The sequence below is a fragment of the Sphingopyxis sp. UBA6723 genome (assembly GCF_002454115.1).
GTDB lineage: Bacteria > Pseudomonadota > Alphaproteobacteria > Sphingomonadales > Sphingomonadaceae > Sphingopyxis.
This window is the reverse complement of the sequence record NZ_DKIH01000013.1, coordinates 135,013-153,846: the sequence shown is the minus strand read 5'-3', so window position 1 is coordinate 153,846 and position 18,834 is coordinate 135,013. Positions and strand designations below refer to the sequence as shown.

Genomic DNA, 18,834 nt, shown 5'->3' with positions numbered 1-18,834 from the left:
GCTTACCCCTTCATCCGGTTGGCGTCATCGACCGCAATGGTGCCGCGGCCGCGGAAATAGATCACAAGAATGGCAAGCCCGATTGCAGCCTCGCCCGCCGCCACCGTCAGCACGAACATCGCAAAAACCTGTCCGACCAGGTCGCCCAGCGCCGCGCTGAACGCGACGAGGTTGATATTCACCGCGAGCAGGATCAGCTCGATCGCCATCAGGATGACGATGATATTCTTGCGGTTGATGAAGATGCCGAGCACGCCGAGCGTGAACAGCACCGCCGATACGGCAAGATAATGACCGACCGAAATCACAATTCCATCCCCTGCCCGACGCCCGGATCGACAAGCCGCGTTGCGTCCTGCGGACGGCGCTGGTTCTGAGACGAGATATTCTGGATACGCACCCCGCCACGCTGGCGATGCGTCAGCACGATCGCGCCGATCATCGCGACGAGCAGGATGATCCCCGCCGCCTCGAACAGGAAGATGTAACGCGTGTAAAGCAGCTCGCCGATCTGCTGGATATTGCTCTTGTCAGTGACTGCTGGCGCAGCGCGCGCGGCCAGATCGACCCCGCCCGCACTCCACGCGCCCAGCGCAAAGATCAGCTCGGCGACGAGGATGATGGCGACCAGTGCGCCGAGCGGCAGGTAGCGCACAAAACCGGCGCGCAGCTCGGCGAAATCGATGTTGAGCATCATCACGACGAACAGGAACAGCACCGCCACCGCGCCGACATAAACGATGACGAGCAGCATCGCGATGAACTCGGCCCCTGCCAGCAGCATCAACCCCGCCGCGTTGAAGAAGGCGAGGATCAGCCACATCACGCTGTGGACCGGGTTGCGCGCGAAAATCACCATCGCTGCGGAGGCGATGACGATGGTCGCGAACAGGTAAAAGGCGATAAGCTGGATCATGTGCGCGCGCCCTTACCGATAGGGCGCGTCGGCGGCAAGATTTGCCGCGATCGCGCGTTCCCATTTGTCGCCATTGGCGAGCAGCTTGGCCTTGTCATACAGCAGTTCTTCGCGCGTTTCGGTCGCATATTCGAAGTTCGGCCCCTCGACCACCGCATCGACCGGGCACGCTTCCTGACAGAAGCCGCAATAAATGCACTTGGTCATGTCGATGTCGTAGCGCGTCGTGCGGCGCGAGCCGTCATCGCGCGGCTCGGCCTCGATCGTGATCGCCTGCGCCGGGCACACCGCTTCGCACAGCTTGCACGCGATGCAGCGTTCCTCGCCGTTCGGATAACGACGCAGCGCATGCTCGCCGCGGAACCGCGGGCTCAGCGGGTTCTTCTCGAACGGATAGTTGATCGTCGCCTTCGGCTTGAAGAAATATTTAAGCGTGAGGGCGTGCGCCTTCACAAACTCCCACAAGGTGAAGCTTTTGATGAGGTGGGCAATAGATGTCATGAGTACCTCGTCAGCATCAGCCAGCCCGAGATCAGGAAGATCCAGATCAAGCTGATCGGCAGGAAGATTTTCCAGCCCAGGCGCATCAGCTGGTCATAGCGGTAGCGCGGCACGGTCGCCTTCACCCAGCTGAAGATGAAGAAGAAAAACAGGATCTTGGCGAACAGCCAGATGATCCCCGGAATGTCGAACCATGGGATCAGGTCGATGTTAAGCGGCGGCAGCCAGCCACCCCAGAACAACACGGCGTTGAGCGTCGCCATCAGCAGCACATTGGCATATTCGCCGAGCCAGAACAGCGCGAAGCTCATCGACGAATATTCGGTCTGATAGCCCGCGACGAGCTCGCTCTCGGCTTCGGTCAGATCGAACGGGGCGCGCGCAGTTTCGGCGAGGCTGGCGATCAGGAAGATCACCGCGAGCGGGAACAGCAGCAAGTTGAAGCCAAAGGCGTTGACGATGCCGAGCCCATGACCCTGCTGTGCCTTGATGATTTCGTTGAGGTTGAAGCTGTCGGCATAGAGCACGACACCCACCAGGATAAACCCGATCGACACTTCATAAGAGATCATCTGCGCCGCGGCGCGCATCGCGGAAAAGAAGGGATATTTCGAGTTCGAGGCCCAGCCCGACAGCACGACGCCATAAACGCCAAGTGAAGAAATCGCGAGGATGTAGAGCAATCCGACGTTGATGTCGGCGAGCACCGCGCCCGAATTGAACGGGATCACCGCCCACGCCATCAGCGCGACGGTGAAGGTGATGATCGGCGCGATCAGGAACAGCCCGCGATTGGCGCCGGTCGGGATGATCGTTTCCTGCAGGAACACTTTCAAACCGTCGGCAAAGCTCTGCAGCAGGCCGAAGGGACCGACGACATTCGGCCCGCGGCGCAGCGCAATCGCCGCCCAGATTTTGCGGTCGGCATAGATGATCATCGCGACCGCCAGCATCAGCGGCAACGCGATCAGCAGGATGCCCGCGACGGTTGCCACGCCCCACGCCCAGTTCGGGTCCATGCCCCAAGAGATAAAGGTCTCGGTCATGCGCTTACCTCAATGGCATGCGCCCCTGCGAAGGCAGGGGCCCATCTCCTGCCGTAGCGGCAAGAGCATAGGTCCGGTGTTGGGCCCAGGATCAAGTCCGGGGCACGGCGGTTAAAGAACGCCATCATTCCGCGGCCTCCGCATAGTCACCGCCATGGAGAATTTCGTCCGAGCAGCGCTGCATCGTCGGCGACGCGCGGCAGATGGCGTTGGTGAGGTAAAAATCCTTGATCGGCGACGGGATCGCGCGCGCCTCGGGCTTGGCGGGCAGTTTGGGGGCCGACCAGCCGTAATCGGCGACGCCTTCGACGCCGAGCGCCGGAACTGCCGCAATCATCGCCGCGCGGCACGCATCGAAGCTGTCGAAGCCAAGCGACACGCCCAGCGTATCCGCCAAAGCCCGGAAAATGCTCCAGTCTTCGCGCGCGTCGCCCGGTGCGAACACCGCCTTTTCGCTGCGCTGGACGCGGCCCTCGGTGTTGACCGTGGTGAAGTCCTTTTCGGGCCAAGCCGCCGCGGGCAGGATGACGTCGGCGGCATGGGCGCCCTTGTCACCATGATGGCCGACATAGACCTTCAGCGTCTTGGCAAAGCCGGTGAAATCGACCTCGTCGGCGCCGAGGAAAAACGCCAGCTTCGGCTTCGCCGCAACAATGTCCTTGATCCCGCCGGGCTGCGCATAGCCGAGCATCAGCCCACCCATGCGGCTCGCCGCCATATGGACGACCGAAAAGCCGTTCCAGCCATCCTTGACCGCGTTCACCGATTTGGCGAGCGCCAGCGCCGCACCATGGATGCCGGGGACGGCAAGGCCGCCGCCGCCGACGATGATCAGCGGGCGTTCGGCGCCCTTCAGCGCGTCAAGCGCCGCTGCGGGCAGCTTGGCCACCAGCGAGGCATCGTCGCCGAGCCAGCTGACCTTATACGTCTGGTCCTTCTCGGGACCGACCGCGAAAGCCTTCGCGCCCTTCTTCCACACCGCCTTACGGATGCGCGTGTTGATCAGCGGCGCTTCCCAGCGCAGGTTGGTGCCGACCAGAAGGATCACGTCGGCATTTTCGGCCTCGGCGATACCGGTGTTGAAATTTACCGCCGACAGGCTGGAGACGTCATAGTCGAGCCCGGTCTGGCGGCCTTCGAGCAAGGTCGAGCCAAGCGCATTGACCAGCGCCTTCGCCGCAAACATCGTTTCGCAATCCGACAGATCGCCCGCAATCGCCGCGACCGACTTACCGGCGTTGACCGCCTTGATCGCTTCGAACGCCTCGGCCCACGTCGCTTCGACTAGCTGGCCGTCCTTGCGCACATAGGGCCGGTCGAGGCGGCGGCGAGTCAGGCCGTCGACATGGTGGCGCGTCTTGTCGCTCGCCCATTCCTCGTTCACATCGTCGTTGATCCGCGGCAGCACGCGAAGCACCTGGCGCCCGCGCGCGTCGATGCGCACATTGGTGCCGACCGCGTCCATCATGTCGATGCCCAGCGTCTTGGTCAGTTCCCATGGCCGCGCTTCGAACGCATAGGGTTTGCTGGTCAGCGCCCCGACCGGGCAGAGGTCGACGACATTGCCCGACAACTCGCTCGCGACAGCGCGTTCCAGATACGACGTGATCTGCATATTCTCGCCGCGCCCGATCGCGCCAATGTCCTCGACCCCGGCGACTTCCTCGGCAAAGCGGACGCAGCGCGTGCACTGGATACAGCGGGTCATCACCGTCTTGACGATCGGCCCCATATATTTCTCGGTCACCGCGCGCTTATTCTCGTCATAGCGCGTTGCGCCGCGGCCATAGGCGATGCTCTGGTCCTGCAAATCGCACTCGCCGCCTTGGTCGCAGATCGGGCAGTCGAGCGGGTGGTTGATGAGCAGGAACTCCATCACCCCTTCGCGCGCCTTTTTCACCATCGGGCTGTCGGTCTTGATGATCTGCCCCTCGGCAGTCGGCAGCGCGCACGACGCCTGCGGCTTCGGCGGGCCGGGGGCAACCTCGACCAAGCACATACGGCAATTGCCGGCGATCGACAGTCGTTCGTGGTAGCAAAAGCGCGGGATTTCCTTCCCCGCCAGCTCGCACGCCTGCAAAACGGTCGCGCCCTGCGGAACGTCGATTTCTACGCCATCTACGGTGACTTTAGGCATCTACTTATTTCCCTCGGCGGCGCCCTGCGCTCGAACAAGCCCCTCGGCGATCGTGCCGCGAATTGACACCCGGTCGAAATTCGCCTTGGCGCCATTGCCACAGGCGCGCAGCGTGGGCAGCAAATCACCCACTGCGCTTGCTTCCTCCGCTGACCGCCACTTTGTCCGTATCAGCCGATCCGCCTCGATGGGCGCACGTTCGACAGCACATTGGGCAACCGCGAAAAGTGTGGCACCCGGCGAGGCAAGCCAACCAGGCCGGCCGCTTGCTACGGAGATCGACGAGGGCCGCGCTCGATCAGAGCCGTGAATATAGACGGCCTCAGCTATCGCGCCGCGCCAAGTGGTGGTCGGCGCGCGCGTCATACTTCTGTCCTCAGCGCAAAAAGGCGCTGCGCGGACTATTTCAAGAAGTGCTTTGCTTTCCGCCTCACTGCCCGGTTCGGCCGTCAACAAGTGCTCAGCTCGCGACGGTTGGCCATCGACCAAACATCTGGCGGTGGACATAAATTTGCGATCGACCGATCCGCCTTTCCGCATCTCGGGTGGATGGTCGAATTGCGCGGCCGCCGGACTGGAAATACCGACCGCGGCGCCCAACAGCAATATGACGGCGTTAGCTTTGCTCACTCCGCCGCCTCCAGCACGCCGCCACTGTTGCGAATACGCCGCTCCAGTTCGTACGCCTTCAGGACGGTAGCGCCCTGCGGGACATCGATTTCGACGCCATCTACGGTGACTTTAGGCATCAATCTGCTCCGTCCGCCGTCGGGTCGCCGCCGGCGCCTTGATCATCAAAAAAACGCCCCGAATTCGAGCTGTCGGCTTTCCGCCAGCCATTTTTGGCCGACGGCCGCAGCCCGCGCTTGCCCCAAAGGACGCGCACGCCGAATGCGAGCATCAGCACGAAGGCAAGCAGCACGAGGCTCTTGATCTCGGCGTCACTCACTCCGCCGCCTCCAGCACACCGCCATTGTCGCGAATACGCCGCTCCAGTTCGGGCCGGAAATGCTTGATCAGCCCCTGAATCGGCCACGCCGCCGCATCGCCGAGCGCGCAGATGGTGTGGCCTTCGACCTGTTTGGTCACGTCGTACAGCGTGTCGATCTCGCTAATGTCGGCATCGCCGGTGCGCAGGCGTTCCATCACGCGCCACATCCAGCCGGTGCCTTCGCGGCACGGGGTGCACTGGCCACAACTTTCATGCTTGTAGAAATAGCTGATGCGGCTGATCGCCTGAACGACGTCGGTCGACTTGTCCATCACGATCGCGGCGGCGGTGCCGAGCCCCGATCCGACGGCTTTGAGCCCGTCGAAGTCCATCGGGCAGTCCATAATTTCCGCCGCCGGAACGAGCGGCACCGACGATCCGCCGGGGATCACCGCGAGCAGATTGTCCCAGCCGCCGCGGATGCCGCCGCAATGCTTGTCGATCAGTTCGCGGAACGGGATGCTCATCTCTTCCTCGACGACGCACGGCGTGTTGACGTGGCCCGAAATCTGGAAAAGCTTGGTGCCCTTGTTATTCTCGCGCCCGAAAGACGAGAACCACGGCGCGCCGCGGCGCAGGATCGTCGGGACGACCGCGATGCTCTCGACATTGTTGACCGTCGTCGGGCAGCCATAAAGCCCTGCACCCGCCGGAAAGGGAGGCTTCAGGCGAGGCTGGCCCTTCTTTCCCTCAAGGCTTTCGATCATCGCGGTTTCTTCGCCGCAGATATAGGCGCCGGCGCCGCGGTGGACGAAGACGTCGAAGTCATAGCCCGACTTGGCCGCGTTTTTGCCCAGCAGGCCGGCGTCATACGCCTCCTGCACCGCGGCGAAGAGCGTTTCCGCCTCGCGGATAAACTCGCCGCGGATATAGATATAAGCGGCGCGTGCGCGCATCGCGAAGCCCGCGATCAGCGCGCCTTCGATCAGCTTGTGCGGGTCGTGGCGGATGATTTCGCGGTCCTTGCACGAACCGGGTTCGGATTCATCGGCGTTGATGACGAGGAAGCTCGGGCGGTCGGCGCGCGGCTCCTTCGGCATGAACGACCATTTGAGGCCGGTCGGGAAACCCGCCCCACCGCGACCGCGCAGCCCCGACGCCTTGATCTCCTCGATGATCGCGTCCTGGCCGCGCTTCATCAGATCCTTGGTCTTGTCCCAATCGCCGCGCATCTGCGCCGATTTCAGGTTCCACGGCTGGAACCCGTAGATGTTGGTGAAGATGCGGTCCTTGTCTTGGAGGCTCATGCGCCTTCCCCTACATCGTCACCCCGGACTTGATCCGGGGTCCAAGCGACGCACGCGGTCTTGGATGCCGGATCAAGTCCGGCATGACGAAGGAATGAAGCGTAGGTCATGCTGACCACTCCTTCCGATAATCATGGTTCGCCTTGACCATCTCTTTCAACGTCGTCGGCCCGCCCTCAGGCTCGCTCGTGTGACGCCCCGCAATCTGCGTCCCCGCCTTCGGGCTCTCGCCCGCCGCCAGCGCGTCGAGGATCGCGGCCATGCGGTCGAAATCGAGGTCTTCGTAATTATCGTCGTTGATCTGCACCATCGGCGCGTTGGTGCAGGTGCCCATGCACTCGACCTCGGTCAGTGTGAACAGGCCGTCAGGCGTCGTCTTGCCCTTGGTCATGCCGCGGTTCTTGCACGCCGCCATCACATCGTCCGACCCGCGCAGCAGGCACGGCGTCGTGCCGCACACCTGCACATGATAACGGCCAACCGGCACCAGATTGTACATCGTGTAAAAGGACGCGACCTCATAAGCGCGCATGAACGGCATATCGAGCTGCGCCGCGACAAATTCGATCACCGGCACGGGCAACCAGCCCTGCGTCTGCGTCTCGGCGCCGACCTGCCGCTGCGCAAGGTCGAGCAGCGGCATCACCGCCGAACGCTGGCGTCCCGCGGGGTAGCGCGCGATGACCGCCTTCGCCTTCGCGGCATTTTCCGCCGTCCACGCAAAAGCGCCCCAGCGCGCGCGGGTTTCGGCTTCGTCGGGGATTTGGGGTGCGTCAGCCACGGGCCAGACCTCGTTCAATATATCGTCCGACATACATGCCGAGCGTCGCGGCAAATGCGGTCGAGACGACTTCCTTTATCGTTACCTCGCCATGAAAGGCGGCGAGATAGGCCGCCACCGCAGACGCAAAGCCTGCGATCACCAAGACGAGAATGGCGAGCTCGCGCAGCATTACCGGTCACACTCCCCGAACACCACGTCGATCGCGCCGATGATCGCGGTGGTGTCGGCCAGCATGTGGCCTTTCGACATCATGTCCATCGCCTGCAGATGCGAAAACGCCGTCGGGCGGATCTTGCAGCGGTACGGCTTGTTGGTGCCGTCGCTGACCAGATAGACGCCGAATTCGCCCTTCGGGCTTTCGGTCGCCACATAGACTTCGCCCGCGGGGACGTGGAAGCCTTCGGTGTAGAGCTTGAAGTGATGGATCAGCGATTCCATCGACTGCTTCATCTCGCCGCGCTTCGGCGGGACGACCTTGCGGTCAAGGCTGGCGATCGGGCCGGTGGGCATGTCGCGCAGGCACTGCTTGATGATCTTCGCCGACTGATAGACCTCCTCGACACGCACCATGAAGCGGTCGTAGCAATCGCCGCGCGTGCCGACGGGAATGTCGAATTCCATCTTCGCATAGGCGTCATAAGGCTGCGACTTGCGCAGATCCCATGCGATGCCGCTGCCGCGGATCATCGGGCCAGAGAAACCCCATGCCAGTGCGTCTTCCTTGCTCACCGTCGCGATGTCGACGTTGCGCTGCTTGAAGATGCGGTTGTCGATGACCAGGCTCATCGCGTCGCCGAACAGCTTCGGCAGCCGCGTTTCAACCCATTCGCCGATGTCGACGAGCAGCTTTTCCGGAACGTCCTGATGGACGCCGCCGGGACGGAAATACGCGCTGTGCATACGCGCGCCTGAGGCGCGCTCGAAGAAGTTCAGGCAATCTTCGCGCAACTCGAACACCCACAGGTTCGGGGTCATCGCGCCGACGTCCATGACGTGGCTGCCGATATTGAGCATGTGGTTGCAGATGCGCGTCAGCTCGGCGAACATCGTCCGCAGATATTGCGCGCGCGCCGGGACTTCGAGGTCGAGCAATTTCTCGATCGCGAGCACATAGCTGTGCTCCATGCCGAGCGGCGAGCAATAATCGAGCCGGTCGAAATAGGGCAACGCCTGCAAATAGGTCTTATATTCGATCAGCTTTTCGGTGCCGCGATGCAGCAACCCGACGTGCGGATCGACGCGCTCGATAATCTCGCCGTCGAGTTCCAGTACGAGGCGTAGCACCCCATGCGCCGCAGGGTGCTGCGGGCCGAAGTTGATCGTGTAGTTGGTGACGGCCTGATCGCCCGCGGTGTTCGCGGTGTCGACCGGATAGCCTTCGAACATGTCGCCGCCGTGGTGGCGGATGGTCGGGGTGTCGGTCATGCGTCACCTCCCGTCTTGGGCTTGCGCGGCGCGCGCGGCTTGGCGGGCGCCTTTTCGGCCTTGGACGTCGCGGGCGTCTTCGCCTCTTTGGTCGCGACTTTGGACTTCGCGCCGTCGCGGCTCGTCTTCGACGCGGCCTTGTTGACCTTGGCACCTGCCCCCGTCTGCGCTGGGCTGTCGGTCGTCTTCGGGGTCGGCGGCGGCGAAGCCTTCTTGGGCTTGTCGTCGGACGCCTTCACTTCCTTGGCTGTCATTGGGGTCGGGGCGCCCTTGCCCGGCGCCTCGCCAGTACCGCCAGCCTTCTCATCGCCCGGCAGCACATAATCAGCGCCTTCCCACGGTGAGAGGAAGTCGAAGTTGCGGAAATCCTGCGCCAGCTTGACCGGCTCATAGACAACGCGCTTGTCCTCTTCGCTGTAACGCAGCTCGATATAGCCGGTCAGCGGGAAGTCCTTGCGCTGCGGATGCCCCTGGAACCCATAGTCGGTCAGGATGCGGCGCAGGTCGGGATTGCCCGCAAACAACACGCCATACATGTCGAACACTTCGCGCTCGAGCCAGCCCGCGACGGGCCACACCGGCACGATGCTCGGCACCGGCGTCGACTCGTCGGTTGACACGCGAACGCGCAGGCGGTGGTTCCGCGTCACGCTGAGCAGATGATAGACGACCTCGAACCGCTCGGCGCGGTCGGGATAGTCGACCCCAGCGATCTCCATCAGCTGCTGATATTCCAGATTATCGCGCAGCGCGATCATCACCCCGGCAATCGCGGTGCGATCAACGGTGATGCTGTCCTCGTCAGCAGCGAAATCATGCGCGAGCAGATCGGTGCCGAGCAGCTGCTTCAGCTCAGCCGCCAGCGTCGCGCGCGGCGCAATCAGGGGAGCGGCGTGGGCCATCAGCGTTCAATCGTCCCGACGCGGCGGATCTTCCGCTGCAGCTGCATCACGCCATAGAGCAAGGCTTCGGCGGTCGGCGGGCAGCCGGGGACATAGATGTCCACGGGCACGATCCGGTCACAGCCGCGCACCACCGAATAGCTGTAATGATAATAGCCGCCGCCATTAGCGCAGCTACCCATCGAAATCACATATTTCGGGTTCGACATCTGGTCGTAAACGCGGCGCAACGCCGGAGCCATCTTGTTGCAAAGCGTGCCAGCGACGATCATGACGTCGCTCTGACGCGGCGAGGCGCGCGGTGCGGCGCCGAAACGCTCCATGTCGTACCGCGGCATGTTGACGTGGATCATTTCGACCGCGCAGCATGCAAGGCCAAAGGTCATCCACCACAGCGAGCCGGTACGCGCCCAGTTGAACAGATCCTCGGTCGAGGTGACGAGAAAGCCCTTGTCGCCAACCTCGCTGTTGAGGTCGTCGAAAAACGCCATGTCGGGGTTCGTCCCCGGAGCGACAGGGCTTGCAACCGGCATCTGGCCGGGCGGCAGGATGATCGAGCTGCTCATTCCCAGTCCAACGCCCCTTTCTTCCATGCATAGACAAGGCCGATCGCAAGTTCGGCGAGGAATATCATCATCGTAGCCCAACCCGCCCAGCCGATTTCCTCCAGGCTCACCGCCCAGGGAAACAGGAACGCGGCTTCGAGGTCGAAGATGATGAAGAGAATCGCGACCAGATAGAAGCGCACGTCGAACTGGCTGCGCGCATCCTCGAACGCCGGGAAGCCGCATTCATATTCGGTCAGCTTGGCCGGGTCGGGTTTGTGCGCGCCGGTCAGGCGCGCGACGCCCATCGGCAGGAACACGAACGCCGACGACAACCCGACCGCAATGACCAGGAATATCAGGATCGGCAGATATTGCGTCAGATCGACCATGGGAGCTCGCAGTCTTGTTTTGAGGTGTTTGCCACCCGTTATGCGGGCGCTTTAGGCCAGCCTGCCGCTGGTCGCAAGCACTGCGGGCATGATTTTCGCCTGCCCGGTGACCAAAAGCGCAAAGGGTGCTGGCGACAGCCCCTGTCGCTGTGTTACGCCGGAGCAATGGGGGTCGAATTACCGCGTCTGGATCGCACAATTCGATAGGGAGGACCGTCATGAAAAACAGTTTGTTCGGCGCAGCGCTAACCCTTGCCGCCGCCACCGCGGCGATGGCCGCGAGTCCGGCGCACGCCGAGCTGGTGAACGCCAAAAACCCGCAGGCGATCAAGGCCATCGTCGAGTCGCAGGGCTGGCCCGCCACGCTGATCACCAAGCCCGACGAAAGCCCCTATATCGAAAGCAACCGCAACGGGTTGAAATTCCTCGTGCTGTTCATGAATTGCGACGACGACGAGAAGAATTGCAAGACGCTGCAATTCTACATGGGGTTCAGTGACGCGAAGGACGTCTCGCTCGACAAACTCAACAGCTGGAACAAGGACAAACGCTTCGCCCGCGCCTACAAGGATGATGAGGGTGATCCGGTCCTCGAAATGGACGTCGATCTCGACTTCGCGGGCATCCCGCGGGAAAATGTCGGTGAAAGCTTCAACACTTGGGCGTCGCTGATGGACTCGTTCCGGGAGTATATTTTCGGCAAATAGCCGCTGCTCGCGGCGCACTGGTCCCGCCGTTCCGCGGCGTCGGGCGTCAGACCAGTGTCTGACCACATGCATCCGCCATCATTGCCGGCGCCCGGGGTCCTGACGCCAAGCGGCGATGCACCCGGTGCACCGGCCAATCTGGTACGTCTCATCGTGATTGGATAGCTCTTGGCCATGGGCGTGTTCGCCTGACACTCCACAGCAGGACCGAGAAGCGATGATGAAATGGACGGCGGTTTTGGCAGCTTTGCTGGCCGCGACCCCGGCGCAGGCCGAACTGGTCACGGCCAGCGACCCGCAACTTTTCAAGGCTATTCTGGAATCAAGAGGGTGGGAGGCCACCATCGTGACTCCCGACGGTGCGGCGCCATATATTCAGATCGACAATGGTGACCTGAAGTTTCGAATGTTTTTCCTGAATTGCGTTCAGAACGAACAATGCCAGTCGGTGCAGTATTTCCTGGCCTTTAGCGATGCAAAATCCATGTCGCTCGAAAGCCTGAACGAATGGAATCGCACCAAAAGATATGCTCGTGCCTATCGCGACCGGCAGGGCGACCCGGTGCTTGAGATGGATGTCAATCTTGGGGCGAGCGGCATTCCGCGGCCGAATGTCGGCCTGAGTCTCAACATCTGGTCCAATCTGATGGAGGACTATCGAAAATTCGTTATCGATCGGACGCGGCCCAAAGCACCTTCGGAATTAAGCGTTCCTTAGCGCGCCTGCGACCAATTTTTGCAGCTTCGAATGCACCGCGGCGCTGCCCGCGATAAACTCGCTGCGTTCGATCGCGCGGTCACCGCCGCGGAAGTCGCTGACGAAACCGCCAGCCTCGCGCACCAGCAACATGCCCGCGGCGACGTCCCAGATCTTGAGGTCGCTTTCCCAGAAGCCGTCGTAGCGGCCCGCCGCGACCCACGCGAGGTCCAGGCTGGCAGCACCGAAGCGCCGGATGCCCGCGACCTCGGGGGCGACCGCACCGAAAATGCGGCTCCACTGCGGCATATTGCCATGGCCCATGAACGGAATCCCGGTCGAAATCAGACATTCGTTCAGATTACGCCGCGACGCGACGCGCAGGCGGCGGTCGTGCAGCCACGCGCCGCGACCGCGTTCGGCCCAATAGCTTTCGTCGGTTACCGGCTGATAGATCAGGCACGAGGTGATGTCGCCCCAGCCGCCGCCAATCTTGGGCTCCTGCACCGCGATCGAAATCGCGAAATGCGGGATGGCGTGGAGGAAGTTCGAGGTGCCGTCGAGCGGATCGATGATGAAGCGCGGTTTGCCCGGCTCACCCTCAATGATCCCGCCCTCTTCGAGCACAAAGCCCCAACCCGGACGATCGCGGCCGAGTTCGTCATAGAGGGTGCGTTCGGCGGCCTGATCGGCCTTCGACACGAAATCGGCCGGCCCCTTTTGCGACACCTGCAGATGTTCGATCTCGCCGAAATCGCGGCGCAGCTTGGTCCCCGCCTTGCGCGCGGCGCGTTCCATGACGGTGATGATGCCGGATATGGCCATTTTCGTTTCCCTCAACGCGTCGCCCCCGCGAAGGCGGGGGCCGCTGTCGGCAATGTAAAACGCTAGCGGCCGCGTTCAGAGTCACGTGCCTCTGAACGCCCTCCGCGGGAGCTACGTTACTTAATCGGCGCGGCGGACATATTCGCGGTCGTACACATGGACGACGATCTTGGTACCGCTGGTGATGTGCGGCGGCACCATCACGCGTACGCCATTGTCGAGGATCGCGGGCTTGTATGACGACGATGCCGTCTGCCCCTTCACCACCGCGTCGGCTTCGACGATCGTGGCTTCGATGGTTTCGGGGAGCTCGACCGAAATCGGGCGTTCTTCCCAGAGTTCGAGCACGACATCCATGCCGTCCTGCAGGAACTCGTGGGCGTCGCCAACGACGTCCTTCGAGATGTTGATTTGCTCGAAACTATCCTTGTCCATGAACACCAGATCCTCGCCCTCGGCGTAAAGAAACTGGAAGTCCTTGGTGTCGAGGCGGACCTTCTCGACTGTGTCGGCGCTGCGGAACCGGTTGTTGAGCTTACGCCCGTCGATCAGATTCTTGGCTTCGACCTGCATATAGGCGCCGCCCTTGCCCGGCTGGGTGTGCTGGATCTTGGTGACCTTCCAGATCCCCTTTTCAAATTCGATAATGTTGCCGGGACGGATTTCAACGCCGGTGATTTTCATCGCGCACACTCACTAGACAAGGATGGAAAGAGCAAACCGGCACCCCGCTGGGCATCGGTATCAGGTGCGCGCCTTTAGCGGCGCAGGCGCCGAAGGGCAAGCCGATTGGACCGAAGCGCCAGAAGCGACGAACCGAAGCCGATTTGACGTATCGATCCAATATGGAGGCATTTGTTCCCGGCATATCGGCAGCATGATGAGTATCGATCTTTCCGATGTAACAACCCGACCACACGGTAGCGGCGCCGTACCGCCGCGCCGTCCAGCGCCTTGCGCCGGCCTGTTTGGCTGGCGCAAGGATGCTGCGCCGCCGATTGCGTCTGGCGACCCGCGGAAAAAGCCGGGGCGCGACTATCCCGCGGGCTGATCTTTCAGCAGATCGTTAAACGCCTGCACCGCCGCCGCGGGGCCATCGGGATACGCCCATACTCCGCCCGATACCGCCAGAAAATCGGCCCCCGCATCGACCAGTACACGCGCATTGTCGACCGTGATGCCGCCGATCGCGACGCACGGCAGTTCAAACATCCCCTGCCACCATTCCAGAATTTCGGGCTCGGCCTGATGCTCGACCGCCTTGGTGGTCGTCGGATAAAAAGCTCCAAACGCGACATAGTCCGCCCCCGCCTCGCCCGCTTCCATCGCCATATGGCGGCTGGCGTGACAGGTGACCCCAATCTGTGCGTTGGGGCCAAGCTCGCGCCGCGCTTCGCGGGGATCGCCGTCGCCCTGCCCCAGATGCACCCCGTCGGCGCCCAGCCGTTTCGCCAGCGCGACATCGTCGTTGACGATAAACGCGACCTCGCGCGCGGCGCAGATCGCTTGCAACGGCGCGGCCAACCGCGCTGCTTCGTGCTGCTCCAGCCCTTTGACGCGAAACTGGAACGCCGCGACCGGTCCTGCGTCGAGCGTCGCAGTCAACCGGGCAGGAAAATCACCGCCGACGTCGAGCGGCGAGATGAGGTAAAGCTGGCATGGGATACGGGTCATGGCGGGTTCATAGCGACGCGTTCATCAACCCGCAAATGCAGAACATGACCCGCCTCGCCGCCCCGATCATCCTCGCAGCGTTTGCCGTGTCGGCGTGTGCCACGACATCTGGGGGAGCACCCCTCGCTGACGCCAGCAACGTGGCGCTCGGCCAGAAAGCCTATGCCGATGGCCCGATCATCCAGCCGGTCGAAGTGATCGAGGACAGCCGCTGCCCGATGAACGCGCGCTGCGTCTGGGCAGGCCGGGTACGGGTGAAGATGCTGTGGTTTCGCGGCAACGGCGACAAGCAACCGTTTGAAGTCACATTGGGCGAATCGACGCCGATTGCTGACGGCAGCATCACGCTGGAGTCAGTGCGGCCCGACAAGGTGACGAACGTCGAGCTGAAACCGGAGGATTATCGCTTTGCGTTCCGTTTCGCGGGAGGGCTCTAAAGGCTCTCGTCATTGCGAGCGAAGCGAAGCAATCCAGAGCGGCCTTACGCCGCCCCTGGATTGCCGCGTCGCCTTCGGCTCCTCGCAATGACGAAATTGGAAGGCGGGCGGGATCAGCGCACCCGCGCCAGCACGAATCCGTCCCACTTCTTCGCGCCGACCGTCTGCACCGCGGTCGCGTCGAGCCGCGGTTCAGCGCTCAGCATGTCGAATAACGCCCGGGTGCCGACGATGCGCTCGTCGTCGCTCTCGACGTCCAGCACGCCGCCTTCGCGCACCACATTGTCGACAACAATCGTTGTTCCCGCACGCCCGAGCCGGATCGCCTCGCGCACATAATGCGCATTGTTCTGCTTGTCGGCATCGATGAAGACGAAATCGAACGGCGCTTCGTCGGTCATCGCGGCAAGGCTCTCGACGGCCGAACCGACCCGACCATCAACCTTGGCCAACACCCCCGCGCGTTCCAGGTTCACGCGGGCCACCGCCGCGTGGTGCGGTTCGAGTTCCAGCGTTACCAGTCGACCATCCTCGGGCAGCGCGCGCGCCAGCCAGATCGTCGAATAACCGCCGAGGGTGCCAATCTCGAGGATGCGTTTGACACCGGCGATCGGTGCCAGCAGGAACAGCATCTTGCCCTGCGCCGCGGACACATCGATCGGCGGTAAGCCTTGGTCGGCATTGTTCGCGAGGGTAGCGGCAAGCGCGTCATCGTGGCCAAGCAATTTGGCGGCGATGTAATTGTCGACGGCTTGCCACTCCTCACTCATTTTGGGCGCCCCATCACATCAGGCTACCGAAGCCGCGTGAATTTCGTTGATCGCGCCGCCGAGCGACGTGTTGAACTCGTCGTCGCTCATCTGGTGGCGCAGGTCTTCCAGCAGCGCGCGGCTAAAGCTCGCGATGATGCCCGGGTTTTTCGCCAGCTCGGCGCAAGCTTCGGGGCGGGCAAAACCACCCGACAGCGCGACGACGCGCAGCACCTTCGGATGGTCGACCAGCGGCTGGAACAGCCCGGCCTCGGTCGGCAGCGAAAGCTTCAGCATGACCGGCGCGCCGTCCCACGCATCCAGCGCTGCCAGCAGTTCGTTCAGCAACAGGCGGTCGGCGGCATCGCGCTCGACACTTTTGATGTTCACCTCGGGTTCGATGATCGGCACCAGCCCATGCGACGCAATGCGTTTGGCCTCGGCGAACTGCTGTTCGACGATCGCCTTGACCCCAGCCGGATTGGCAAGATTGATGACGCTGCGCATCTTGGTCCCGAACACGCCCTTGGCAACGGCGCGCTGGCACAGGGCATCGAGATCGGGGTTGGGCTTCATCAGCTGGACACCGTTAACTTCGTCTTCCAGACCCTTATCGACCTTCAGAAACGGCACCACGCCGCGCTCCCAAAGCACTGTCGGCACCGGCTTGCCATCGGCGTCACCATCCATCGTCCGCTCGAACAGGATCGCACCGATCACCTTTTCACCGTTGAAGCATGGCGCGGTGACGATGCGGCTGCGCATCGCGTGGATCAGGCCGAACATTTCCCCATCATTCGAAAAAGCGTCGGCTTCGATGCCATAGCCCTTCAGCGCCTTCGGCGTCGATCCGCCGCTCTGGTCGAGCGCGGCGATAAAACCCTGCCCCGATTTGATCTGGTCCAGCATGGCGGCATTGGCGGTCGTCATAACGTCTCCGATGGTTTGCATACGTATGTGGCGGTGCGCATAGCGGCGCGGCGAGCGGGATGCAATGCGCGGGGTTCGTTGCCTTGTCAGGCCGGATTCAAGGGGATGGCGAGCAGGTTGATCGCAATCGAAATGCGGTCGCGCATCCCTTGGTGTGGCATCACTCCGTGGCTCAACCATGATGGGAACATGATGATCCGCCCGCTCCGCACCTTCATCTTCAACTGCGGCTCGTGAACCGATCCGTTCGAGTTGCGCAGGCGCAAATTGGGCATCGTCATCAACACCATCGGCATTCGCGGATCTTCGATTACCAGTTCGCCGCCAATCGCTCCGTCGCCCGTATCCGATCCGTCGTCGACATAATAAACGGCCGACCAAAAGGCGCCGGGATGGGTGTGCATCTGGTTCGACGCCTGCGGCGGCGACACATTGACCCAAATATCGGTCGTCCAGCGGTGTCGCAGCACATTAGGCGAAATAATATCGACACAATGGGCGTTCGCCAGTGCGAATACATGCCGCAGCAGATGCTGCACCGGTTCGCCGCCCCATTCGGCGACGTCATGTTCTGACTGCCAACCGCCGATATTCGACATGGTCACACCAGGTTTAGCCGCCCGGCGCGCCAGGATCAGCGGCCGCAGCGCAGCATTGATGGTCGCGGCGTCCGGCAGGTCGTCTACCACGACAGGGGTGTCGAAAAGGCCGACCACCTGCGCGGTCATTGGGACAGTGCATCCACACCCGGCAGGGGCTTGCCTTCCATCCATTCGAGGAAGGCGCCGCCGGCGGTCGAAACAAAGGTAAAATCCTTTCCGACCCCGGCATGGTTGAGCGCTGCGACAGTATCGCCGCCCCCGGCAACGGAGATCAGCGAACCCTCGCGGGTCAGCGCCGCGGCCGTCTTGGCCAATGCAACCGTCGCGGTGTCGAACGGCGGGGTCTCGAATGCGCCGAGCGGGCCGTTCCACACCAAGGTACGGCAATTTTTCAGCACATCCGCCAGCGCCTCGGTCGCCGCAGGGCCGATGTCGAGGATCATCTCGTCGGCGGCAACTTCGTGAACGTTGACGGTGCGGGTCGGGGGGTTGGGCGCAAACTCCTTTGCCACTACGACGTCGTACGGCAGGTGGATCGTACAGCCCGAGGCATCGGCCGCGTCAAAAATCGCGTTGGCGGTATCGACTAGCTCATGCTCGCACAGGGATTTGCCGACATCGACCCCGCGCGCAGCGAGGAAGGTGTTCGCCATCCCGCCACCGATGATGAGATGATCAACCTTGCTCACCAAATGGCGCAGCACATCGATCTTGCTCGATACCTTGGCGCCGCCGACGACCGCGGCGACCGGATGCGCCGGATTGCCGAGCGCAGCGTCGAGCGCCTTCAACTCGGCCTCCATCGCGCGGCCTGCATAAGCGGGCAGCCGCCGGGCGATACCCTCGGTCGACCCATGCGCGCGGTGCGCCGCCGAAAAGGCGTCGTTGACGTAAAGATCACCGTTTTCGGCCAAGGCGTCGGCAAAGGCCGGGTCGTTCGTTTCCTCGCCGGGGTAGAAGCGCGTGTTTTCCAACACTGCAACATCGCCCGCGGCAAGCACCGCGATGCCCGCTTTCGCGCCTTCACCGATACATTCGGGAATGAACATCACCGAATGGCCGAGCACATCCTCGACCCCGCCCATGACAAGGCTGAGCGACTGGGTCGGGTTCTTCGCGCCCTTCGGTCGACCGAAATGTGCCAGCAACAGCACGATCGCGCCCTTGTCGGCCAGCTCGCGGATCGTCGGCCTCGCCGCCTCGATCCGCGTTTTGTCGCCGACCGCGCCGTCGATCATCGGGACGTTCAGGTCGACGCGCACAAGCACGCGTTTGCCGGTGACGTCACCGATGTCGTCGAGGGTCTTGAACGCGGTCATCGACGTTT

General features: G+C 62.6%; 25 protein-coding genes. 3 read left to right on the top strand and 22 right to left on the bottom strand.

Annotated features, from left to right (window positions below; translation table 11 throughout):
* Positions 1–2: 2 nt before the first annotated feature.
* The 15 genes from nuoK to B4F07_RS14025 all read right to left on the bottom strand — a co-directional run bounded on the left by nuoK (position 3) and on the right by B4F07_RS14025 (position 10,886).
* Positions 3–308 carry an NADH-quinone oxidoreductase subunit NuoK gene (gene nuoK, locus B4F07_RS14095; RefSeq protein ID WP_053554267.1) on the bottom strand — a complete coding sequence of 102 codons (306 nt, stop codon included), beginning with the start codon at positions 306–308 and terminating at the stop codon, positions 3–5.
* Entirely contained in the window at positions 305–916 is a 612-nt protein-coding gene (locus B4F07_RS14090) for an NADH-quinone oxidoreductase subunit J (RefSeq protein WP_293697064.1), read from the bottom strand. Before B4F07_RS14090 ends, nuoK begins: the two co-directional genes overlap by 4 nt.
* Positions 917–928: 12 nt before the next feature.
* Complete coding sequence (nuoI, locus tag B4F07_RS14085) at positions 929–1,417, bottom strand: NADH-quinone oxidoreductase subunit NuoI (RefSeq protein WP_293697067.1); 489 nt, start codon at positions 1,415–1,417, stop codon at positions 929–931.
* Positions 1,414–2,463: an NADH-quinone oxidoreductase subunit NuoH gene (gene nuoH / locus B4F07_RS14080; protein WP_293697070.1), complete on the bottom strand. Its 1,050-nt coding sequence runs from the start codon at positions 2,461–2,463 to the stop codon at positions 1,414–1,416. Before nuoH ends, nuoI begins: the two co-directional genes overlap by 4 nt.
* Positions 2,464–2,587: 124 nt before the next feature.
* On the bottom strand, positions 2,588–4,600 hold the full coding sequence (nuoG, locus tag B4F07_RS14075) for an NADH-quinone oxidoreductase subunit NuoG (protein WP_293697073.1): 2,013 nt from the start codon (positions 4,598–4,600) through the stop codon (positions 2,588–2,590).
* Positions 4,601–5,230, bottom strand: coding sequence for a hypothetical protein (locus B4F07_RS14070; RefSeq protein ID WP_293697076.1), 630 nt, complete (start codon positions 5,228–5,230; stop codon positions 4,601–4,603).
* Positions 5,227–5,349 (bottom strand): hypothetical protein, encoded by a 123-nt coding sequence (locus tag B4F07_RS14065; RefSeq protein ID WP_293697078.1) that lies wholly within the window; start codon positions 5,347–5,349, stop codon positions 5,227–5,229. The genes B4F07_RS14070 and B4F07_RS14065 overlap by 4 nt, the downstream gene beginning before the upstream one ends.
* Positions 5,349–5,549 (bottom strand): hypothetical protein, encoded by a 201-nt coding sequence (locus B4F07_RS14060; protein WP_293697081.1) that lies wholly within the window; start codon positions 5,547–5,549, stop codon positions 5,349–5,351. The genes B4F07_RS14065 and B4F07_RS14060 overlap by 1 nt, the downstream gene beginning before the upstream one ends.
* The gene (nuoF, locus tag B4F07_RS14055) at positions 5,546–6,838 is read right to left on the bottom strand and encodes an NADH-quinone oxidoreductase subunit NuoF (RefSeq protein WP_293697084.1); all 1,293 of its coding nucleotides are present in this window, start codon (positions 6,836–6,838) and stop codon (positions 5,546–5,548) included. Before nuoF ends, B4F07_RS14060 begins: the two co-directional genes overlap by 4 nt.
* Positions 6,839–6,944: 106 nt before the next feature.
* Complete coding sequence (locus tag B4F07_RS14050) at positions 6,945–7,619, bottom strand: complex I 24 kDa subunit family protein (RefSeq protein WP_293697087.1); 675 nt, start codon at positions 7,617–7,619, stop codon at positions 6,945–6,947.
* Positions 7,612–7,791: a hypothetical protein gene (locus B4F07_RS14045; RefSeq protein ID WP_293697090.1), complete on the bottom strand. Its 180-nt coding sequence runs from the start codon at positions 7,789–7,791 to the stop codon at positions 7,612–7,614. The genes B4F07_RS14050 and B4F07_RS14045 overlap by 8 nt, the downstream gene beginning before the upstream one ends.
* A complete protein-coding gene (locus tag B4F07_RS14040) occupies positions 7,791–9,008 on the bottom strand; it encodes an NADH-quinone oxidoreductase subunit D (protein WP_293697503.1) in 1,218 nt (405 codons plus the stop codon). Before B4F07_RS14040 ends, B4F07_RS14045 begins: the two co-directional genes overlap by 1 nt.
* A 35-nt stretch (positions 9,009–9,043) precedes the next feature.
* The gene (locus B4F07_RS14035) at positions 9,044–9,949 is read right to left on the bottom strand and encodes an NADH-quinone oxidoreductase subunit C (RefSeq protein WP_293697093.1); all 906 of its coding nucleotides are present in this window, start codon (positions 9,947–9,949) and stop codon (positions 9,044–9,046) included.
* Positions 9,949–10,482, bottom strand: coding sequence for a NuoB/complex I 20 kDa subunit family protein (locus B4F07_RS14030; protein ID WP_293697505.1), 534 nt, complete (start codon positions 10,480–10,482; stop codon positions 9,949–9,951). The genes B4F07_RS14035 and B4F07_RS14030 overlap by 1 nt, the downstream gene beginning before the upstream one ends.
* A gap of 29 nt (positions 10,483–10,511) precedes the next feature.
* On the bottom strand, positions 10,512–10,886 hold the full coding sequence (locus B4F07_RS14025; RefSeq protein WP_088441761.1) for an NADH-quinone oxidoreductase subunit A: 375 nt from the start codon (positions 10,884–10,886) through the stop codon (positions 10,512–10,514).
* 218 nt (positions 10,887–11,104) lie between these two features.
* Here B4F07_RS14025 and B4F07_RS14020 point away from each other — a divergent pair, with 218 nt between their 5' ends.
* Together B4F07_RS14020 and B4F07_RS14015 are read left to right on the top strand one after the other, a co-directional pair.
* Entirely contained in the window at positions 11,105–11,593 is a 489-nt protein-coding gene (locus tag B4F07_RS14020) for a YbjN domain-containing protein (RefSeq protein ID WP_293697104.1), read from the top strand.
* A 217-nt stretch (positions 11,594–11,810) separates the two neighbouring features.
* Positions 11,811–12,311: a YbjN domain-containing protein gene (locus B4F07_RS14015; protein WP_293697107.1), complete on the top strand. Its 501-nt coding sequence runs from the start codon at positions 11,811–11,813 to the stop codon at positions 12,309–12,311.
* Here the strand turns inward: B4F07_RS14015 and B4F07_RS14010 are convergent.
* The 3 genes from B4F07_RS14010 to thiE all read right to left on the bottom strand — a co-directional run bounded on the left by B4F07_RS14010 (position 12,297) and on the right by thiE (position 14,789).
* Positions 12,297–13,115, bottom strand: a complete 819-nt coding sequence (locus B4F07_RS14010; protein ID WP_293697109.1) for an inositol monophosphatase family protein — start codon at positions 13,113–13,115, stop codon at positions 12,297–12,299. The genes B4F07_RS14015 and B4F07_RS14010 overlap by 15 nt on opposite strands.
* Before the next feature lie 120 nt (positions 13,116–13,235).
* Positions 13,236–13,799 (bottom strand): elongation factor P, encoded by a 564-nt coding sequence (gene efp, locus B4F07_RS14005; protein WP_293697112.1) that lies wholly within the window; start codon positions 13,797–13,799, stop codon positions 13,236–13,238.
* A gap of 351 nt (positions 13,800–14,150) precedes the next feature.
* Positions 14,151–14,789: a thiamine phosphate synthase gene (gene thiE / locus B4F07_RS14000; RefSeq protein ID WP_293697115.1), complete on the bottom strand. Its 639-nt coding sequence runs from the start codon at positions 14,787–14,789 to the stop codon at positions 14,151–14,153.
* Positions 14,790–14,833: 44 nt separating this feature from the next.
* Here thiE and B4F07_RS13995 point away from each other — a divergent pair, with 44 nt between their 5' ends.
* Positions 14,834–15,226 (top strand): hypothetical protein, encoded by a 393-nt coding sequence (locus B4F07_RS13995; RefSeq protein WP_293704862.1) that lies wholly within the window; start codon positions 14,834–14,836, stop codon positions 15,224–15,226.
* A 113-nt stretch (positions 15,227–15,339) separates the two neighbouring features.
* Here B4F07_RS13995 and B4F07_RS13990 read toward each other — a convergent pair whose 3' ends face one another.
* The 4 genes from B4F07_RS13990 to B4F07_RS13975 form a co-directional block, all read right to left on the bottom strand.
* Positions 15,340–15,996: an O-methyltransferase gene (locus tag B4F07_RS13990; RefSeq protein WP_293697121.1), complete on the bottom strand. Its 657-nt coding sequence runs from the start codon at positions 15,994–15,996 to the stop codon at positions 15,340–15,342.
* An 18-nt stretch (positions 15,997–16,014) separates the two neighbouring features.
* Positions 16,015–16,884 carry a fructose bisphosphate aldolase gene (locus B4F07_RS13985; protein ID WP_293697507.1) on the bottom strand — a complete coding sequence of 290 codons (870 nt, stop codon included), beginning with the start codon at positions 16,882–16,884 and terminating at the stop codon, positions 16,015–16,017.
* Positions 16,885–16,991: 107 nt separating this feature from the next.
* Positions 16,992–17,633 carry a TIGR02466 family protein gene (locus B4F07_RS13980; protein ID WP_293697124.1) on the bottom strand — a complete coding sequence of 214 codons (642 nt, stop codon included), beginning with the start codon at positions 17,631–17,633 and terminating at the stop codon, positions 16,992–16,994.
* Positions 17,630–18,826: a phosphoglycerate kinase gene (locus B4F07_RS13975; RefSeq protein WP_293697127.1), complete on the bottom strand. Its 1,197-nt coding sequence runs from the start codon at positions 18,824–18,826 to the stop codon at positions 17,630–17,632. Before B4F07_RS13975 ends, B4F07_RS13980 begins: the two co-directional genes overlap by 4 nt.
* Positions 18,827–18,834 lie beyond the last annotated feature (8 nt).

Excerpts from the sequence above, each read along its gene's own strand:
- B4F07_RS14090 (WP_293697064.1), bottom strand. The coding sequence starts at position 916 with ATGATCCAGCTTATCGCCTTTTACCTGTTCGCGACCATCGTCATCGCC.
- nuoI (WP_293697067.1), bottom strand. The coding sequence starts at position 1,417 with ATGACATCTATTGCCCACCTCATCAAAAGCTTCACCTTGTGGGAGTTT.
- nuoH (WP_293697070.1), bottom strand. The coding sequence starts at position 2,463 with ATGACCGAGACCTTTATCTCTTGGGGCATGGACCCGAACTGGGCGTGG.
- nuoG (WP_293697073.1), bottom strand. The coding sequence starts at position 4,600 with ATGCCTAAAGTCACCGTAGATGGCGTAGAAATCGACGTTCCGCAGGGC.
- B4F07_RS14065 (WP_293697078.1), bottom strand. The coding sequence starts at position 5,349 with ATGCCTAAAGTCACCGTAGATGGCGTCGAAATCGATGTCCCGCAGGGC.
- nuoF (WP_293697084.1), bottom strand. The coding sequence starts at position 6,838 with ATGAGCCTCCAAGACAAGGACCGCATCTTCACCAACATCTACGGGTTC.
- B4F07_RS14045 (WP_293697090.1), bottom strand. The coding sequence starts at position 7,791 with ATGCTGCGCGAGCTCGCCATTCTCGTCTTGGTGATCGCAGGCTTTGCG.
- B4F07_RS14040 (WP_293697503.1), bottom strand. The coding sequence starts at position 9,008 with ATGTTCGAAGGCTATCCGGTCGACACCGCGAACACCGCGGGCGATCAG.
- B4F07_RS14035 (WP_293697093.1), bottom strand. The coding sequence starts at position 9,949 with ATGGCCCACGCCGCTCCCCTGATTGCGCCGCGCGCGACGCTGGCGGCT.
- B4F07_RS14030 (WP_293697505.1), bottom strand. The coding sequence starts at position 10,482 with ATGCCGGTTGCAAGCCCTGTCGCTCCGGGGACGAACCCCGACATGGCG.
- B4F07_RS14025 (WP_088441761.1), bottom strand. The coding sequence starts at position 10,886 with ATGGTCGATCTGACGCAATATCTGCCGATCCTGATATTCCTGGTCATT.
- B4F07_RS14020 (WP_293697104.1), top strand. The coding sequence starts at position 11,105 with ATGAAAAACAGTTTGTTCGGCGCAGCGCTAACCCTTGCCGCCGCCACC.
- B4F07_RS14015 (WP_293697107.1), top strand. The coding sequence starts at position 11,811 with ATGATGAAATGGACGGCGGTTTTGGCAGCTTTGCTGGCCGCGACCCCG.
- B4F07_RS14010 (WP_293697109.1), bottom strand. The coding sequence starts at position 13,115 with ATGGCCATATCCGGCATCATCACCGTCATGGAACGCGCCGCGCGCAAG.
- efp (WP_293697112.1), bottom strand. The coding sequence starts at position 13,799 with ATGAAAATCACCGGCGTTGAAATCCGTCCCGGCAACATTATCGAATTT.
- thiE (WP_293697115.1), bottom strand. The coding sequence starts at position 14,789 with ATGACCCGTATCCCATGCCAGCTTTACCTCATCTCGCCGCTCGACGTC.
- B4F07_RS13995 (WP_293704862.1), top strand. The coding sequence starts at position 14,834 with ATGACCCGCCTCGCCGCCCCGATCATCCTCGCAGCGTTTGCCGTGTCG.
- B4F07_RS13990 (WP_293697121.1), bottom strand. The coding sequence starts at position 15,996 with ATGAGTGAGGAGTGGCAAGCCGTCGACAATTACATCGCCGCCAAATTG.
- B4F07_RS13985 (WP_293697507.1), bottom strand. The coding sequence starts at position 16,884 with ATGCTGGACCAGATCAAATCGGGGCAGGGTTTTATCGCCGCGCTCGAC.
- B4F07_RS13980 (WP_293697124.1), bottom strand. The coding sequence starts at position 17,633 with ATGACCGCGCAGGTGGTCGGCCTTTTCGACACCCCTGTCGTGGTAGAC.
- B4F07_RS13975 (WP_293697127.1), bottom strand. The coding sequence starts at position 18,826 with ATGACCGCGTTCAAGACCCTCGACGACATCGGTGACGTCACCGGCAAA.